This is a genomic window from Halomonas sp. AOP5-B2-8 (assembly GCF_052376475.1).
GTDB classification, from domain to species: domain Bacteria; phylum Pseudomonadota; class Gammaproteobacteria; order Pseudomonadales; family Halomonadaceae; genus Vreelandella; species Vreelandella casei.
Window position 1 is genome coordinate 346,447 of the sequence record NZ_JBQSVS010000004.1, and the last position, 16,577, is coordinate 363,023.

Sequence of the window (16,577 nt, forward strand, 5' to 3'; positions counted from 1 at the left end):
GGCCTAGCCTCCTGTCATATTCATAAAGCGTACCACCTGCACATCGCCATCGGTGGTGAAGTGATGGCGCTCCGGCTTAAGCGGCAAGGCATCAATGATGGCCTGCTTAAGTATCTGCATATTGCCCGGATGGCGGCGCAGCACGGCGCGAAGATCTACTGAATGTTCATTGCCTAAGCAAAGTAGTAGACGGCCTTCCACGGTGACCCGTACGCGGTTGCAGGTATCACAAAAGTTGTGGCTATGCGGTGAGATAAATCCAACGCGGCTTTCGCTGTCGAGCATCTTAAAGTAGCGCGAAGGGCCCGGTGTAGTTTCGGCCGTGGCAATCAGCGGGTAGCGGGACTCAATCATCGCCTGCACGTCGTCGCTGGAGTAGAACGTCTCCGCCCGTGAGTGATCGGAGACATCACCCAGCGGCATTTCTTCGATAAAGCTAATGTCCAGGCCTTCTTGGCGGGCAAAGGTGACCAAGTCGATCACTTCATCGTCATTACGGCCTTTTAAGATCACCGCGTTGAGCTTAATACGCTTAAACCCAGCTTCCTGAGCGGCGTGAATGCCGTCAATCACTTTGGCGAGATCGCCGGTGCGAGTCAGCTGCTTGAAGCGTTCCGGAACCAGTGAGTCCAAGCTAATATTGAGACGCCGCAGGCCGCTGGCATAAAGCTGTTTAGCGTGCTTACGCAGGCTGGCGCCGTTCGTGGTCATGGTGAAGTCGGTAAGGCCCGGCATGGCGCCGATCTCATCGACCAGTTGGTCAATGCCGCTGCGCACGAGCGGTTCGCCACCGGTAAGGCGAATCTTTTCAACCCCCAGCTCGGTGAAGGCGCGGGCCACCATTGCAATCTCTTCCAGCGTCAGTACCTGAGCACGAGGCAGAAACGTCATCTCTTCGCTCATGCAGTACACACAGCGGAAATCGCAGCGGTCGGTGACCGAAATACGCACGTAGCTAATACGGCGGCCAAAATCATCAATCAGTGGCTGGTCAGCATGTGGTTGGTCAAAATGTGAGTGGCCAGCGCGTTGCTGAGTCGTTCGTTGCTCGGTCATAGCCATCCCGTTAGTGGTTGTATGCTGACTACCTCGCCTGGTTGTGCGCCGTCTTGGTCATCGGCAAGTTCAATCAAGCAATTAGCAGCCACCATCGAGGTTAAAATACCCGAACCCTGGGCGCCGGTGCTACGTACGTGTAACTGTCCTTCTCCATCAGTATGGTAGACACCGCGAATAAAATCAGTGCGCTTTAAGCGGCTTTTTAAGACGTCATCGGCAATCGCATAAAGGCGATGGGGCGGTGAAACCGACAGCCCTTGAAGTCGATTCAGCAGCGGCGTCACAAACTGTAGAAAGGTTACCATGACCGCCACTGGATTGCCGGGAAGGCCGACGAACGGCGTGTGCTGTTCGCCTAACCAGCCGCAGGCCATGGGCCGGCCTGGGCGAAGCGCTACGCGCCAGAACGCTAAGCGGCCCAACTGCTGCAGCGCGGTGCGGGTAAAATCAGCCTGACCCACGGATACACCGCCGCTGGTGATCACCAAATTGCTTTGCTGGGCGGCTTGCTCCAGCGCTGTTTGGATAGCGTCCTGTTCGTCCGGCAAAATGCCGAGATCAATCACGTCAGCGCCGTACTCGGCAAGCATGCCGATCAGCGTAAAACGATTCGCGTCATAAACCCCGGCCGGAGCAATAGGCTCGCCGGGGGCCGTGACCTCGTTGCCGGTCGAGAAAATCGCCACCTTCGGGCGTTGGCACACGGTAACCGTGGCATAGCCTAGCGACGCTAATAAGCCCAGCTTGGCGGCATCGAGTCGCGAACCTGCCGCAAGTGCCGTATCGCCAATCGCCATGTCTTCACCGGCCTGGCGTACATGCTGGCCGTGCTTGAGGCGCTCAGGCGATTCAATAATCACATGCTCAGGCTGTTCGTCTGACGGTTCGCGCAGCTGTTCACTCATCACCACTGTGTCGGTGCCTGGCGGCAATGGGGCGCCGGTGGTAATGCGTACACAGTGGCCGGCAGGCACCATTTCGCTGCGATACTGGCCTGCTAATACCTCTCCGGCCACGGGCCAATGGGTTTGCTTGGCCCCAACACCTTCTCTCGCCAAGGCCAGCGCCACGCCATCCATCGCCGCATTGGTATTTTGCGGCACGTTAAGCGTCGCCAGCACAGCGGTGGCCAAGCGGCGGCCATGGGCCTGTGCCAGAGGCACCTGTTCGCTGTCTAGCGGGCGCTCAATCAACGTAGCGAGCGCTTGACGGGCTTCGTCAACGCTAAGCATTTTCTCACCGAGATCAAAGCAGGAGAGCGTCACGTTGCCTCCTTGCCTTTAGTCGACAGCAGAACAGTTTCAAGGTGCAGCTTTTCCTCTTCAGTGTTGAGGTTAGCAAAGGCCTCGGGGCAGTCGGACATATCGACCTTGCACCAGTGATGGCGCGCATACCAGCGGTCGATTTTGCGCTCACCCTCGGCCAATACGGCGGCTAAGTCATCGGCGAGTGACGTACGCAGCAGCGCTACCACGGGGTGCAGCCGCTCACCGTCAAAGGCCACGCCAATATCATGATCGCCAATCCCTGCGACCAAACGTGCTACTAAGTCATCTGACAGGGCGGGAGAGTCACAGGGAACAATCAGCAGCCAAGGCGTTTTGGCTGCGCGCAGCCCGCTATAAATCCCCATGAGCGGGCCTTTGAAGCCTTCGTCGGCGCCCTCTATTACCAGATCAGCGATCACACGGTCAGCAAAGAAGCGGTAAGCATCGGCATTGCGATTGGCATTAATCAGCAGTTCGCCTACTTGGCCCTCCAGGCGTTTAACCGCATGGGCGACAAGAGGTAAGCCCGCAAAAGGCTCAAGTCCCTTATCGCGACCGCCCATTCTACGACCTTCGCCGCCGGCTAGAATCATACCGGTTAGTTCTTGGGTAGGAATCATGAGCGTGCCTGTGTTGATGAATGTGCCTGCTTTGATGAGCGCGCCTGTTTTGATGAATGTACTGTGGACGGTCGCTCAGGAATCGCGTCCAGCGTCAGGCGATGCTGGGTATTGATCGACTGAAAATGGCGGCCTTTAGCGCGGGCGATAAGCATCACGCCAAAGCGCTCGGCCAGCTCAACGCCTTTTTGCGTTACGCCTGAACGCGACACCAGTACGCTAATCCCCATTTGCGCCACCTTTAGCACCATCTCTGACGTCAGCCGCCCTGTGGTATAAAAAATATCTGCATTGGCACTATCTGCCTGCTGAAGCCATTGGCGCCCCGCCAGGGTATCTACGGCGTTGTGTCGCCCAACGTCTTCGACAAAATCGAGCACCTGTGCTTGATCGCAAAGTGCGCAGCCGTGAACGGCGCCAGCGCTCCGGTACGTTTCATTATAGGCGTTGAGATTTTGCAACAGCTGATAAAGCGTCGATTGTGCCAGCTGCGTATCGGGAAGCGCCATCAGCGCGGTTTGATCCAACAATTTACCAAACACCGTGCCCTGGCCGCAGCCGGTGGTGACCGTGCGAGTACTTAAGCGTGCTTCCAGGTCTTCAGGCAGGTGGCGGGTAACCACCACGGCGGCTTCTACCTCCCAGTCGACCTGCACGGCAGTCAAGTCCTCGGCAGCTCGCAGCAAGCCTTGATTGCGTAAATAGCCGACCACCAGCGCTTCGGGGTCGTCACCCAGGGTCATCAGCGTGACAATTTCGCGCTTATTGAGATACACGGTTAGCGCCCGTTCAGCGGCAATCGCCTGCTGGCGCGTATCGCCATATTCGTCAACGATGCTAATCTGAGTAGTAGCCGGTAAGCGGGCTCGGCTTAACTGAAGGGCAGGCATCCATGAACCTCGCTAAATAGTTCTTGAGAAGTAGTTCTTGAAAAATAGTTCTTGAAAATAGTTCTCGCAAAACGTCGGGGTTGACGATGATGGGGCTGGGGATGCTTACTTGTCTACCCATTCAAGCTCCATCTATTCAAGCTCCATCTATTCAAGCTCAGTCTATTCAAGTTCCGTCTACTCAAGTTTCAGGGTGCTAATGCCATGAGTGATAATTTACGCTCCATCAGTATCACATTGGTTGCCGAAGCCAAGCAGGTAAAGCGCTTTACCCTAACGCAGTGGCGCATTGCGGAACTTGCTTTGGGCGATCAGGGGCCTATCGCGCTGCAACTACAGCTTTCGATGACCGAGCGCGCGGCGTATCGCTTTAACCTCACCTCTAGCGCGCCGCGTCTGTTTGTCCGCGCAGGCTTTACCGGGCAAGCACCGCAACCCGATGCAATCACGGCTAGCCAAGATGTGGCGGCAGGCTGGATGGATGGTGAGCAGCAGGTGCTGGAAGCCTTGATGCCGATGGCGATTCAGGTATGGATTGAGAGCTACCTTGCTCGCCACGGCGAGGCGCCCGTCGAGGTACGCAAGAAAAAACGCAAGGGGGCAGGGCGCGCAAAAGAGATGCCTGCCAATGAGCCGCCGCGATGAGCCGCCTGGAACGCTGGTCGCGCCTAAAGCGCAATGCCCAAAAGGAAGGCGGTGTCTCGCCAAGCGTAGTGCCTGCCAGCGAGCCTGCAGATGACATCACCGTGGAGCCAACTGGCGCGCTTCATAGCGGCGCCGAGCAGCCGCACGCCACCGTTGATCAATGGTCGGCACCGGCACTGGACGCACAAGAGCCAGAACGCGAACCCGGCAGTCTCGATCACACGTTGCCCGACCCCGATACCCTGGATGTCGGCAGCGACTTTAGTGCATTCATGCTGCCGGGCGTCAGCGGAGCCCTGCGCCGGCGCGCTTTGAAGCGCCTTTGGGCCACCGGTAATTACAACGTGCGCGATGGTTTGGATGACTACGATGCTGACTATCGCCAGCAGCTCAAGCCCATGGCCTCTGGGCTTGCCAGCAAACTGCGCAGCTGGACCCATAAAGTAGACGAGACGCTGGATAAGCCGCTAGAAGATGCTTCTGCTGAGCCACAAAAAGGGCAGGTGGCCAGCGAGCAATCCAATGATCACTTGATCGCGTTTGAAAACGAATCTGCTATACCTGGCAGCGCCAACGGTAGCGCTGTAGAAAAGCCCCTCCTAGACGACCAGTCTGATTTAATATTTACTTCCCAAAGAAAGTCTAAATGCTCTCAGTAATGGCTATAAAATCAATTTGTTAAAGTTGATTTTCTTCCTTTTTGCAGACTGCATTAAACGCAATTAAGTTGGCTAAACACCGTGTTACGCCTAGGCTCAACTTAGTGTCAACGAAACGTTATGCCATAATAGTTAAATAATATTACTCAAAATTATAATAAGAATTATTCACTGACCGTGAGAATGCATGAATCAAAGAATCCAACTGGCGTCGATAGACGACCAGCGTAATGCCGAGGCTCGGGAAACGGTACGTCGACGTATTTCGTGGCCTGCTAATTTAACGCCTGCTAATGTGACCTATCACAGCCGTGGCCATGCACTGCTGATAGGCGCGGCCGCCGACGTATACCCGGCTGCCCGCGCTCTTCAGGGGCGCGGTCTTGCATCGCTTACGTTGCTTGTTACTTGGCCTGTTGGTAATGGTGCTGAAAGCGAGGCGGCAGAGCTAGTCGGCGCCAGCGAGCCGTTAGTGACGCAAATGCTCACCCACGAGCAGCTAAGCCAGCTACACATAAGCGGTTATTTGGGGGCGTTTAGCGCTCGGTTAGATGACGGCGATGCTCCGCTGGATCTCGCCAGGGCGCTGATCGAGCGCGCCGGATTTGACCTTGTGCTTGATCTTACAGCGATGGCTCATCCCCAGCGTTCAGAATTGCCGCCACCTGGCTACGTGGTGATGTCTTGGCAGGATGTTGAGCAGCGCAGCGAAACACTCGAAAATTTTGCCGGGCTGGTCGGTGAGTTCGACAAGCCGCGCTATTTTCAGGTCAACAGCGACCTATGTGCCCACTCCACAAGTGGCAATATTGGCTGTACCCGCTGCTTGGATGTTTGCCCGGCGGATGCTATCTCCAGCATTCAAGGGCGCATTGAATCCCATATTGAAATTGACCCCTACCTTTGCCAAGGCGTGGGCAGCTGCACCAGCGCCTGCCCGACGGGGGCGATAGAATTTCGCATGCCAGAAACACGCCGCCAGCAGGATACGCTTTCTACGTGGCTCGCGGCCTATCGTGATGCGGGTGGCCAGGTGCCGGTGCTGCGTTTTCTTACCCATGATTCGCAAGACGCTGAGCGCGCAACCGGCGTGGTGCCTGCAGGCCATGTGATTGATGCCCCGCTGGAAGAGCTGGGGGCGGCGGGCCACGACCAGTGGCTAACCGCACTGGCTGCGGGTGCCGCCGAGGTGCGTATCCAGCTGCACCCTAGTATGCCTGCACGCTTAAGCACTTTTTTGAACGACCAGATCGTTCAGGCACATGCCATTTTAGATGCCTTAGGGCACGACCGCGCTCGTGTACAGCTGGTTGGCGTCGCCGATGGGGCCGCGCGGGATGCGCTGCCGACGCTTCCTCCTCTAACAGAGGCGCCGCTGCAGTTGCCTGAGCCTGAAAAGCGCACACGCTTGAACCGCGTGTTAGCGCGCCTTGCCGAGCTGGGTAGCCCTAACGGGGCACGCACCACGATGCCAGTCGGCGCTGCCTACGGCGCGATTCAGGTCGACCGCGACGCCTGTACGCTGTGCCATGCCTGTGTCAGCAACTGTCCTACGCCCGCGTTAAAATCTGGCGGCAATACGCCCGCTCTTAGCTTTCTTGAAGCGGACTGCGTGCAATGCGGTCTTTGTGAGCAGGCGTGCCCAGAAAACGCGATTACGCTGATGCCAGGCTTTTTGGCAGATGGCGCCCGTGAAACGCGGCATATCTGCCATGAAGAAGCGGCCTTTGAATGCATCAACTGCGGCAAACCATTTGCCACCGTGAGCACGGTAGCGGCGATTAAACAGAAGCTTGCCCATCATCCCTACTTTGCCGGTGAGGCGATGATCCGTCTGGAAATGTGCGAAGACTGCCGGGTGAAGGATGTCTGGAAAACCATGATTCGCGATCCTGACGCGCAACTGAAGGTATAAGCCGATGACGGATGGATTGCCCGCGCTGAAAGAAGCGGATGCCCTACGTGCCGATATCTACCGGCTGTTGGCCACCTTATTGCGTCAAGCCCCGGATGCAGACCTGCTGGCATGGCTAGCTGAGCTGGCGATTGAACAAGATGGCAGCCAACTTGCAAAGCGCTGGCAAGCATTGGCAGATGCGGCAGTCGCCATGGATGAGACAGGCGCTGGCGTAGAGCCGCTTCAGCGCGCTCACTTTCGTCATCTGGTGGGCGTCATTCAGGGCGACGTCGTGCCGTATGCCTCATGGTATCGCAATGGTGAGTTGATGGAAGCCGCGCTAGTGGCGCTGCGCCAAGACCTCCGAGTGCTGGGCTTTGAACGCAGTGAGCACACCCGAGACCCTGAAGACCATCTGGCGGCGCTATGTGAAGTAATGGCCATGCTGATTGCGTCTGAAAGCCATGAACAGGCCTATTTTTTTAGTCAGCATATTGCCCCGTGGGCAGCCAGTTGTTTCGACGATCTAGGGCAGGTAGGCACCGCTTTTTATGCAGCGCTGGGAGCGTTAGGCAGCGCTTATGTGGAAAGCGAGAGGGTGAGCTTAAGCATTGATGCTGACCACGCTCCGGTGCGCATTATTGAACGCAAACGTGGATAGATCGTCGGCGATAGTCGCGTATAAAAAGACCCAGTATAAAACATAGGCGAGAGGAGAAACCCATGCACACCCCCCACAATTCTGAGCGCCGCCGGTTTATGAAAACGGTTGGGTTAGGAGCCGCTGCCGCTGGTGCCGCGGCCGCCGCCGGTCATGTCACCTTAGCTCAGGCTGATAGCGCCCCGGCGAAAGAAGAAAAACAAACGGCTAACTACCGTGAGACCGACCACGTTCGGGCGTATTACGCCTCGTTGCGTGATTGACGGCAGAATGCCAGGAGATTTGCCATGCGCTTAACTCGCAAAACAGACGCCCCCAAGGCTCCCGGGCTGGGTATTTCACGTCGTCAGTTCCTTAAACGCAGCGGTGCTGCCACGGGTGGCGTTGCCGCGGTGGGCTTTATGGGCGCGCCGATGATGCGGCGTGCCGAGTCCGCCGGTAAAACGCCCGTGCTGGATTCACCCGTAGAAACAAAGCGCACCATTTGCTCGCACTGTTCGGTGGGCTGTGGCGTCTATGCGGAAGTGCAGGAAGGCATTTGGACCAAGCAGGAACCGGCATTCGATCATCCGATCAACCGCGGGGCGCACTGTGCAAAAGGCGCCTCACTGCGCCAACACGGCCACTCTACGCGGCGCCTCAAGTACCCCATGAAGCTAGTGGCGGGCGAGTGGGAGCGCATGAGCTGGGATGACGCCATTGACGAAATTGGCGACAAGCTGCTTGAACTACGCGAAGCGCATGGCCCTGACAGCGTTTACTGGCTGGGGTCGGCCAAGTTTAGTAATGAGCAAGCCTACCTGATGCGTAAGCTTGCTTCGCTGTGGGGCACCAACAACACCGATCACCAGGCACGCATTTGCCACTCCACTACCGTTGCGGGCGTGGCCAATACCTGGGGTTACGGAGCGATGACCAATTCGCTCAACGACATGCACAACAGCAAGTCGATGCTGTTTATAGGCTCGAATCCCAGCGAAGCTCATCCGGTAGCGATGCAGCATATCCTGATCGCGAAAGAGCGCAACAACTGCGACATCATCGTGGCAGACCCGCGTTTTACGCGCACAGCGGCTAAAGCTAACAAGTACGTGCGCCTGCGTCCGGGCTCTGACGTGGCTTATATTTGGGGCCTGCTGTGGCATATCTTCGACAACGGCTGGGAAGATAACGAGTACATCAACCAGCGCGTTTACGGCATGGATGAAGTGCGCGCCGAAGTCGCCAACTTCCCTCCCAATGTGGTTGAAGACGTGACGGGCGTTTCCGAAGCCGACATGTTTGACGTGGCCAAGCGGCTGTCTGACAACCGCCCTGGCTGCGTCGTGTGGTGCATGGGCGGCACGCAGCACACCACGGGCAACAACAATACTCGCGCTTACTGCATTTTAGAGCTGGCGCTAGGCAATATCGGTAAATCCGGCGGTGGTGCCAATATTCTGCGCGGCCACGATAACGTACAGGGCGCGACCGATTTGGGCTTAGGCTCTGATTCGCTGCCGGGCTACTACGGCCTAGCGGAAGGCGCGTGGCAGCACTGGGCGCAGGTATGGGACGTTGACTACGAGTGGATTAAAGGCCGCTTTGATGACGCCGAATATGCCGATGGCCAGCCAATGTACACCAGCGGCATTACCGTCTCGCGCTGGGTTGACGGTGTGCTTGAAGATGATGAAAACATCTCTCAACGTACTGCATTGAAAGCCATGTTCTATTGGGGGCACGCGGTTAACTCTCAAACACGTGGCATTGAAATGCAGCAGGCGATGCGCAAGCTAGAAATGATGGTCATCGTTGACCCGTACCCCACCGTCGCATCGGTGATGCATGATCGCAGCGACGGCGTTTATCTGCTGCCTGCCGCCAGTCAGTTTGAAACGACCGGCAGCGTTACCGCCACGAACCGCTCTATTCAGTGGCGTGACCGCGTGATTGAACCGCTGTTTGAATCCAAACCCGATCACGAAATCATGTACTTATTTGCCCGTAAGTTAGGGTTTGGCAATGAGCTGGTAAAAAACTATCAGATGAACGGTGACGAGCCGCTGATCGACGATATCCTGCGTGAAATTAACCGCGGTATGTGGACGGTAGGCTACACCGGCCAAAGTCCTGAGCGCCTTAAAGAGCATCAAAAAAACTGGCATACCTTCAGTTTTGAGAATCTGCGCGCCCAGGGCGGCCCTGCCGATGGGGACTACTATGGTCTTCCATGGCCGTGCTGGGGAACGCCCGAATTCGGTCATCCCGGTTCACCCAACCTTTACGACACCAGTATCCCTGTGATGGAAGGCGGCATGGGTTTCCGGGCGCGCTTTGGTATTGAGCGTGACGGCGTGAATCTTCTGGCCGAAGGCTCGGCGCCAGTGGGTGGCGATATCGACGATGGCTATCCTGAGTTCAACGACCAGCTGCTTAAAGATTTGGGCTGGTGGGATGATCTGACCGCCGAAGAGAAGCAGGCAGCGGAAGGCAAAAACTGGAAGACCGACTTTTCCGGTGGTATCCAGCGTGTGGTCATTGAGCATGGCTGCGCGCCGTACGGCAATGCCAAGGCGCGCGCCGTGGTCTGGACCTTCCCTGACCAGGTGCCAAAGCATCGCGAACCGCTGTACACCACGCGGCGTGATTTGGTTGACCGCTTTCCCACTTGGGATGACTTCGACTCGATCATGCGTTTGCCGACCCTGTACAAAACGATCCAGGATCGCAACAACGCCAGCGAGTATCCCATTATTCTCACCTCCGGGCGGCTGGTGGAATACGAGGGCGGTGGTGATGAAACGCGTTCCATGTCGTGGCTTGCCGAGCTGCAGCAGGAGATGTTCGTCGAGATCAACCCGGCGAATGCCAATGATCTTAACGTCAAAGATGGCGATGATGTTTGGGTCGAAGGGGCGGAAGGGGGGCGCATAAAAGTCAAAGCGCTGGTTACGCCTCGCGTTGATCGTAACGTTGCGTTTATTCCGTTCCACTTTGGCGGCATGTTCCAAGGTGAAAGCCTGCGCGATCGTTATCCGGATGGGTCTGATCCATACATCATTGGTGAGGCGGCTAATACCGCAACGACCTACGGCTACGACCCGGTGACACTGATGCAAGAGACCAAGTGCACCATTTGCCGCATTGAGCGCGCCTGAGTCTAGAAAACAAGCCCCCGGCATTAGGAGAACAACATGGCTCAAATGAAATTTATGTGTGACGCCGAGCGCTGCATTGAATGCAACGGCTGCGTCACCGCCTGTAAGAATGCTAACGATGTTGAGTGGGGCATTCAGCGCCGCCGTGTGGTCACGCTCAATGACGGCGAAGCGAACGAAATGTCGATCTCTGTCGCCTGCATGCACTGTGACGACGCACCCTGCATGGCCGTTTGCCCCACCGACTGTTTCTACAAAACCGATGACGGCATCGTGCTGCACGACAAAGATCTGTGCATTGGCTGCGGCTATTGCCTGTACGCCTGCCCGTTTGGTGCGCCGCAGTTTCCTCAGCAGGATGCCTTTGGCGAGCGCGGCAAGATGGACAAATGTACCTTCTGCGCCGGCGGCCCTGCCGATAGCAAAGAAGAAGAGTACGAGAAGTACGGCTCTAACCGCATTGCGGAAGGTAAGCTGCCGCTGTGTGCGGAAATGTGTTCTACCAAAGCGCTGCTGGCCGGTGATGCGCAAGACGTTGCTGATATCTTTCGCCAGCGAGTGGTTCAGCGCGGTCACAAAGACGGTGCCTGGTCTAACAACCCCCAGGCCAGTGCCGACAACCTAGCCTATGATGCTGCCCATAAAGGGTAAGGAGGCGTGTCATGAACCAGTTGACTGCACAGGCGCCCAGCAGGGTGTCGCGCTCAGATAAAAGGCTCATCGCCCTGGGCATGTGGCGCTTTATGCTGGTGGCACTTGCGCTGTTACTTAGCCTTGGTTTTACGCAGGTAGCGGTAGCGCAGGCGGATCCTGATCGTGAAATGACCACCGCCGCTCCGGGCATTACCGCCGATCAGTGGCGTCAGGTGCGTAGCGGGGAAACTGGTCCCAATTACCGCGATTCGCGTTACGACAGCAACTACAGCCTGATCAATGCAAGTGGTGAAACCTGGCGGCAGATTCGCAATCGCTGGGTCTCACCGTTTGGGATGATTGCGATAGGCGGTACGGCCGCGTTGATTACGCTGTTCTACCTGATTGTTGGGCGCAAGCACCTGGAGGCTCCGCGCACCGGGCGCAAGCTGCTGCGCTGGTCGCTGGTGATGCGCGCGCTGCACTGGACGGTCGCCACGCTGTTTATCACCCTGGCGCTGACCGGTTTGAACTTGCTACTCGGTAAGTTTATTTTCCGCACGCTGTTTGGCGATGCCTTCTGGGCATGGATGATCGCAGCCTCGAAAGTGCTGCATAACTATTTAGGGCCTATTTTTGGCATATTGCTGGTGGTCATGCTGGTTAGCCTGATTAAAGAGAACATTCCTAAAAAGCACGACTGGGTATGGTTCAAAAAGGGCGGCGGCATGATTGGTAAACAGCATGTAGAAGCAGGCTTTGCTAACGGCGGCGAGAAAGCCTGGTACTGGCTGCTAGCCAGCGTTGGAGTGCTGGTGATTGCCAGTGGCTTTGTGCTCGATTTCCCCAACTTCAATCAGGGGCGCGACACCATGCAGTGGGCGAACATTATCCATGCAGTGGGTGCGCTGGGGCTGACCGCCGTTTCCTTGGGGCATATCTATATCGGTACGCTGGGTACGGAAGGCGCGTTAGAAGGTATGACCACGGGTTACGTGGATGAAACCTGGGCCAAAGAGCACCACAGCCTGTGGTACGAAGAGGTCAAGGATCAGACGGTTTCAGAAGAAGAGATCGCGGCGCGTAAGTCGTCTAGCGGCAGCGGCGAACCCTCGGCAACGCGAACCAGCTGAGCACCATGCGCAGTATCTGAGACACCGCCATTTGGCGGTGTCTTTTGTTATGCTGCACCTTACGCCACTTTTAACGAGAGGAACGGCAATGTCAGCGTTTAACGAATTTGATCAGGCCACCCGTACCGAACTTGAAGCAGCCGCCTTTCGCCGCCTGCTGCGCCATTTGGACGACAACAAGGACGTGCAGAACATTGACCTGATGATTCTGGCGGACTTCTGCCGTAACTGTCTCTCCAAATGGATGGTGAGCGCCGCCGATGAGCGCGACGAGACGCTGGAGTTGGAGGCCGCGCGCGAGTACGTCTACGGCATGCCTTACAGTGAGTGGAAAGAGCACCACCAGGCAAAGGCGACCCCGGAACAGCTGGCCGCACTTGATGCGCGCCAAGCCAAGAAAAATAGCCAGGAGTAGGCGAATGGAATCCATGGTGCCTTTGAGCATAGCGGTACTCACCGTCTCGGATACCCGAACGGAAGACACGGATCGTAGCGGCCAATCGCTCGTTGAGCGCCTAACCAGCGCAGGGCATATCCTGGCGGAAAAGCGCATTGTGCCAGACGATGTCTACCGTATTCGCGCGGTGGTCGCGGAGTGGATAGCCAGTGGCGACGTGCAGGTGGTGATCACTACCGGCGGCACCGGCTTTACCGGCCGTGATTCAACCCCGGAAGCCATCTCAGTATTATTGGACAAGCGCATTGAGGGCTTTGGCGAGCGCTTTCGCCAGCTCAGCGGTGATGAAATTGGCAGCTCCACTATCCAAAGCCGCTGCTTAGGCGGTCTGGCAAACGCGACGGTAGTGTTTTGCTTACCCGGCTCAACCGGCGCCTGCCGCACCGGCTGGGACGGCATTCTGGCTGAACAGTTGGATAGTCGCCATAAGCCCTGCAATTTCGCTAATCTTGTCATTCCAGGCCGAGGTCAACATGGCTGATTTGCAGCCGATAGACGCCGCGCTTGTCGCGCTGCTAGCCGACGTGTGCCCCGTTGCGATCGAAGGTGTCTTGCTGGAAGCCGCCGCCGGACGAGTACTGGCCGATGCAGTGACCGCGCAGTTAAACGTGCCGCCGTTCGATAACAGCGCGATGGATGGCTATGCGCTGCGCGCCGTCGATGCCGGAAAGTGGCTACCCGTTAGCCAGCGTATTGCCGCAGGAACGCCAGCCCAAGCGCTGGCGCCGGGCAGCTGCGCGCGTATCTTTACCGGTGGGGAAATTCCTCCAGGGGCTGACTGCGTTGTCATGCAGGAGCGTGTTGACGTTGATGGCGAGCGCGCCTTGATACCTGCCGATGTTCCCAGCGGTGACAACGTTCGCCGCCGAGGTCGTGACGTGCGTCAAGGCAGCGTGCTGCTTAATGCCGGTGAGCGTCTGGAAGCCGCCGCGCTAGGCCATTTGGCCGGGCAGGGCGTTACTCAGGTCAGCGTGCGTCGCCGCCCTAGGGTGGCCTTGCTGTCGACCGGCGATGAAATCATCGACCCCGGCACGCCGCTGAAACCGGGGCAGCTCTATAACTCTAACCGGCCCATGCTGAAGCGCCTGTTAGAGAACTTTGGTGCTGAGGTGGTGAGCACGGTCAGCGTACCGGATGACTATGCCCGTACCGTGGGGCTGTTAAAAGAAGCCGCTGAGGCAGATCTTGTGGTCACCACCGGCGGCGTGAGTGTTGGTGAAGAAGACCACGTTAAGGCAGCGCTGGAGGCAATTGGCCAGCTCGATATGTGGAAGCTGGCGATCCGCCCAGGCAAACCCTTAGCGCTTGGCCGCTTGCCTCGCCGTGATGGCAGCCAGGCACGCTTTGTTGGTCTGCCGGGTAACCCGGTGTCGGGATTTGTGGGTGCTTGGCTGTTTCTACGCCCTTTGCTGGGCACAATGCTGGGCTGCCCGGCGCTAAGCCAGCTGCCCACGATTACCGCTAGCGCTAACTTTGCCACCTCAACCGGCCCGCGCGAGCACTACATGCGCGTCACGCTGCAGTTTACGCCTAGTGGAGTGACCGCCGATGCGTTTGATGATCAGAACTCTGGCGTGCTCTCGTCGTGTATTAGCGCCGATGCGTTTGCGGTCATTCCTGCTAATAGCGAAATAGCCAAGGGCGATTCGATCAGCTGTTTATGGTTGGCAGGCGCTTAGTGAACAGATTAAACGATCGCGTGGGGCACAAAGCAGGAGGAATCTTTAGTGATGCGCCCTACGTCTTCGCGTATCCCCATGCCGCAGGCGCGGTCACCGACGACCCAACTGCCAATTAAGGCGTGGTTGTCACCAAAGCGCGGCATCGGATGGTACGCCTGGCGAATCCAAGGGCTGTCGGTATACGGGCCGCCCACGGCTTCATGCTGGCCGGCTGGGGTAATCAGTTCTACATTACTGCCTTCCCGTGAGAAGAACGGCTTGCGCACCCAGCCCGCTGGCAGCGGTGGACTGCTGGCATTCTCGAAAAACGCCGGAAGCAGGTTGGGGTGCCCTTCAAAATGCTCCCACAAGAGCGGCAAAATACCTTTGTTAGACAGGATGGCTTTCCAGGGGGGCTCAAACCAGTGCGTGTTCAACTGCGGAATAGCCTCGCCAAAGGCATCATCGGCCATCTCTTCCCACGGGTAGAGTTTGAACAGCGCGTGGATAGGCTGGTCATCTAAATCAACAAAGTGCTCGGCACCGGGCTGTAGCCCGATATCTTCGGTGAAGATAAACGGTGCGTTCAGGCCCGCCTGTACGGCCACATCCTGTAAATAGTGCACGGTGGCACGCTCTTCGGCGTTATCTTTGATGCAGGAAAAATACAGCGTGCGTGCGTCCAGGCGATCGCCAAGGTGTGCCATGGCATTGATCAGCCGTTCTTGAATCGAATTGTACTGGTCGGCGTGGCGCGGCAGAATGCCTTGAGCAATCGCCTGTTCAAGCCACACCCACTGAAAAAAACCGGCTTCGTAAAGCGAGGTGGGCGTGTCGTAATTGAGTTCCAGTAGCTTGGCCGGGCCGTCGCCGGAGTAGGCAAAGTCCATCCGTCCATAAAGATGCGGCTGGCCTGATGTCCATGAGTTATGGATGCTGTCCCACATGTGCTCGGGTAGAGCCAAACGCTGCATAAGTGCATTGGAGTGGCAGACTTTATCGACCAGCTCCATGCACATCTCATGCACCGCTTCAGTAGGCGCTTCAATATCTCTTTCCACCTGTTCCATGGTGAACTGATAGTAGGCGTCTTCTTTCCAGTAGGGCTCCCCGTCAATCGTATGAAAATGAAACCCCAGCTCTTGTGCCAGGGCTTTCCATTCTTTGCGTTCAGGGATATCGATTCGTAGCATAGTCGTATCCGCTGATGGCTAGGAGCCCCAGCCACCCCGCGCCGAAGAGCGCGAGCCAAAGCCTCTGCGCTGAGACGCGGCCTGGCGATTCTGGGCCACAGAGCTACGCATTGACTCGTTGCGCTGAGATACGCGCTGCGTGGCTTGGTTAGAGGCGGTGTTCCAGTTGCCCTGGTTCTGGCGGTTGCGGTATACCGGCTCTTGGTAAACCCGCTCAAAGGAACGACCACGGCTAGTGTTGGACATCATGCTGCCGACCATATAACCCATCATGGCGGGCATAAACCAGCTGCCACCCGTGCTGCCAGTGGCGGCTTGGGACTGTTCTTCAGTGGGTGCGGCGCAAGCGCCTTCGCCGTTTTCCGCCTCACATTCTTCAAGCGTGTTATAACGCGGCACCGCTTCTAAGGAAGCCTTGTAGGAATCTTCGCAGGCACTGCGCGTATAAACATTCTCTGCAACGCACTCATCGACGCTCTGAAAGCTTTTCGGCTCATCGAAGTCGACTTCAGTGATTTGTTCTTCTTGAGGCGGCTGACCACAGGCGGTGAGACCAAACGCGCTGGCACCCATCATCGCTAAGGTAAGGCGACCACTACGCTTACGACGTGGCAAATGCGGGGTGCGATCTTGTGTAGACATACCGGCTTTCTCCTTTGCT

The 16,577-nt window shown here is 57.1% G+C and carries 17 protein-coding genes; 11 read left to right on the top strand and 6 right to left on the bottom strand.

All coding sequences use genetic code 11. The annotated features are described in order from the left end of the window. Nucleotides 1-3: 3 nt before the first annotated feature. The 4 genes from moaA to ACT3RP_RS11730 are packed head-to-tail and all read right to left on the bottom strand — an operon-like array spanning nt 4 to nt 3,837. The gene (gene moaA / locus ACT3RP_RS11715; RefSeq protein WP_225734161.1) at nt 4-1,056 is read right to left on the bottom strand and encodes a GTP 3',8-cyclase MoaA; all 1,053 of its coding nucleotides are present in this window, start codon (nt 1,054-1,056) and stop codon (nt 4-6) included. Next, nucleotides 1,053-2,324, bottom strand: coding sequence for a molybdopterin molybdotransferase MoeA (gene moeA / locus ACT3RP_RS11720; RefSeq protein WP_483393823.1), 1,272 nt, complete (start codon nt 2,322-2,324; stop codon nt 1,053-1,055). The genes moaA and moeA overlap by 4 nt, the downstream gene beginning before the upstream one ends. Continuing rightward, complete coding sequence (gene mobA / locus ACT3RP_RS11725; protein ID WP_096277677.1) at nt 2,321-2,947, bottom strand: molybdenum cofactor guanylyltransferase MobA; 627 nt, start codon at nt 2,945-2,947, stop codon at nt 2,321-2,323. The genes moeA and mobA overlap by 4 nt, the downstream gene beginning before the upstream one ends. Further along, nucleotides 2,944-3,837 (bottom strand): formate dehydrogenase accessory sulfurtransferase FdhD, encoded by an 894-nt coding sequence (locus tag ACT3RP_RS11730; protein ID WP_096277680.1) that lies wholly within the window; start codon nt 3,835-3,837, stop codon nt 2,944-2,946. Before ACT3RP_RS11730 ends, mobA begins: the two co-directional genes overlap by 4 nt. Before the next feature lie 204 nt (nt 3,838-4,041). Between ACT3RP_RS11730 and ACT3RP_RS11735 the strand changes: the two genes are divergently transcribed. From ACT3RP_RS11735 to ACT3RP_RS11785, 11 genes are all read left to right on the top strand, one after another. After that, a complete protein-coding gene (locus ACT3RP_RS11735) occupies nt 4,042-4,482 on the top strand; it encodes a DUF3305 domain-containing protein (RefSeq protein ID WP_096277682.1) in 441 nt (146 codons plus the stop codon). Then, nucleotides 4,479-5,141, top strand: coding sequence for a DUF3306 domain-containing protein (locus tag ACT3RP_RS11740; protein ID WP_483393824.1), 663 nt, complete (start codon nt 4,479-4,481; stop codon nt 5,139-5,141). Before ACT3RP_RS11735 ends, ACT3RP_RS11740 begins: the two co-directional genes overlap by 4 nt. A 187-nt stretch (nt 5,142-5,328) precedes the next feature. Continuing rightward, nucleotides 5,329-7,056, top strand: a complete 1,728-nt coding sequence (locus ACT3RP_RS11745) for a 4Fe-4S dicluster domain-containing protein (protein ID WP_483393825.1) — start codon at nt 5,329-5,331, stop codon at nt 7,054-7,056. 4 nt (nt 7,057-7,060) lie between these two features. Continuing rightward, a complete protein-coding gene (locus ACT3RP_RS11750; protein ID WP_096277688.1) occupies nt 7,061-7,699 on the top strand; it encodes a TorD/DmsD family molecular chaperone in 639 nt (212 codons plus the stop codon). Nucleotides 7,700-7,761: 62 nt separating this feature from the next. Further along, the gene (locus ACT3RP_RS11755) at nt 7,762-7,962 is read left to right on the top strand and encodes a twin-arginine translocation signal domain-containing protein (RefSeq protein WP_444624996.1); all 201 of its coding nucleotides are present in this window, start codon (nt 7,762-7,764) and stop codon (nt 7,960-7,962) included. Between the two features lie 24 nt (nt 7,963-7,986). Then, nucleotides 7,987-10,839, top strand: a complete 2,853-nt coding sequence (locus ACT3RP_RS11760; RefSeq protein ID WP_096277692.1) for a molybdopterin-dependent oxidoreductase — start codon at nt 7,987-7,989, stop codon at nt 10,837-10,839. A 36-nt stretch (nt 10,840-10,875) separates the two neighbouring features. Further along, complete coding sequence (fdh3B, locus tag ACT3RP_RS11765) at nt 10,876-11,490, top strand: formate dehydrogenase FDH3 subunit beta (RefSeq protein ID WP_096277694.1); 615 nt, start codon at nt 10,876-10,878, stop codon at nt 11,488-11,490. 11 nt (nt 11,491-11,501) lie between these two features. Then, complete coding sequence (locus tag ACT3RP_RS11770) at nt 11,502-12,605, top strand: formate dehydrogenase subunit gamma (RefSeq protein WP_483393826.1); 1,104 nt, start codon at nt 11,502-11,504, stop codon at nt 12,603-12,605. Nucleotides 12,606-12,693: 88 nt separating this feature from the next. Continuing rightward, the gene (locus ACT3RP_RS11775; RefSeq protein ID WP_096277698.1) at nt 12,694-13,020 is read left to right on the top strand and encodes a DUF1244 domain-containing protein; all 327 of its coding nucleotides are present in this window, start codon (nt 12,694-12,696) and stop codon (nt 13,018-13,020) included. Between the two features lie 4 nt (nt 13,021-13,024). Continuing rightward, a complete protein-coding gene (gene moaB / locus ACT3RP_RS11780) occupies nt 13,025-13,543 on the top strand; it encodes a molybdenum cofactor biosynthesis protein B (RefSeq protein WP_096277700.1) in 519 nt (172 codons plus the stop codon). Further along, complete coding sequence (locus ACT3RP_RS11785; protein ID WP_483393827.1) at nt 13,536-14,741, top strand: molybdopterin molybdotransferase MoeA; 1,206 nt, start codon at nt 13,536-13,538, stop codon at nt 14,739-14,741. Before moaB ends, ACT3RP_RS11785 begins: the two co-directional genes overlap by 8 nt. 8 nt (nt 14,742-14,749) lie before the next feature. On the opposite strand, the gene ACT3RP_RS11790 is transcribed toward ACT3RP_RS11785, so the two are convergent. Continuing rightward, nucleotides 14,750-15,916: a glutathionylspermidine synthase family protein gene (locus ACT3RP_RS11790; RefSeq protein ID WP_096277705.1), complete on the bottom strand. Its 1,167-nt coding sequence runs from the start codon at nt 15,914-15,916 to the stop codon at nt 14,750-14,752. Nucleotides 15,917-15,934: 18 nt separating this feature from the next. Next, nucleotides 15,935-16,558 (bottom strand): DUF1190 domain-containing protein, encoded by a 624-nt coding sequence (locus ACT3RP_RS11795; protein ID WP_096277707.1) that lies wholly within the window; start codon nt 16,556-16,558, stop codon nt 15,935-15,937. Nucleotides 16,559-16,577: the final 19 nt, after the last annotated feature.

Bases quoted from the DNA above. Each gene is read 5' to 3' on its own strand.
- moaA (WP_225734161.1), bottom strand. From the start codon at position 1,056: ATGACCGAGCAACGAACGACTCAGCAACGCGCTGGCCACTCACATTTT.
- mobA (WP_096277677.1), bottom strand. From the start codon at position 2,947: ATGATTCCTACCCAAGAACTAACCGGTATGATTCTAGCCGGCGGCGAA.
- ACT3RP_RS11730 (WP_096277680.1), bottom strand. From the start codon at position 3,837: ATGCCTGCCCTTCAGTTAAGCCGAGCCCGCTTACCGGCTACTACTCAG.
- ACT3RP_RS11735 (WP_096277682.1), top strand. From the start codon at position 4,042: ATGAGTGATAATTTACGCTCCATCAGTATCACATTGGTTGCCGAAGCC.
- ACT3RP_RS11740 (WP_483393824.1), top strand. From the start codon at position 4,479: ATGAGCCGCCTGGAACGCTGGTCGCGCCTAAAGCGCAATGCCCAAAAG.
- ACT3RP_RS11745 (WP_483393825.1), top strand. From the start codon at position 5,329: ATGAATCAAAGAATCCAACTGGCGTCGATAGACGACCAGCGTAATGCC.
- ACT3RP_RS11750 (WP_096277688.1), top strand. From the start codon at position 7,061: ATGACGGATGGATTGCCCGCGCTGAAAGAAGCGGATGCCCTACGTGCC.
- ACT3RP_RS11755 (WP_444624996.1), top strand. From the start codon at position 7,762: ATGCACACCCCCCACAATTCTGAGCGCCGCCGGTTTATGAAAACGGTT.
- ACT3RP_RS11760 (WP_096277692.1), top strand. From the start codon at position 7,987: ATGCGCTTAACTCGCAAAACAGACGCCCCCAAGGCTCCCGGGCTGGGT.
- fdh3B (WP_096277694.1), top strand. From the start codon at position 10,876: ATGGCTCAAATGAAATTTATGTGTGACGCCGAGCGCTGCATTGAATGC.
- ACT3RP_RS11770 (WP_483393826.1), top strand. From the start codon at position 11,502: ATGAACCAGTTGACTGCACAGGCGCCCAGCAGGGTGTCGCGCTCAGAT.
- ACT3RP_RS11775 (WP_096277698.1), top strand. From the start codon at position 12,694: ATGTCAGCGTTTAACGAATTTGATCAGGCCACCCGTACCGAACTTGAA.
- moaB (WP_096277700.1), top strand. From the start codon at position 13,025: ATGGAATCCATGGTGCCTTTGAGCATAGCGGTACTCACCGTCTCGGAT.
- ACT3RP_RS11785 (WP_483393827.1), top strand. From the start codon at position 13,536: ATGGCTGATTTGCAGCCGATAGACGCCGCGCTTGTCGCGCTGCTAGCC.
- ACT3RP_RS11790 (WP_096277705.1), bottom strand. From the start codon at position 15,916: ATGCTACGAATCGATATCCCTGAACGCAAAGAATGGAAAGCCCTGGCA.
- ACT3RP_RS11795 (WP_096277707.1), bottom strand. From the start codon at position 16,558: ATGTCTACACAAGATCGCACCCCGCATTTGCCACGTCGTAAGCGTAGT.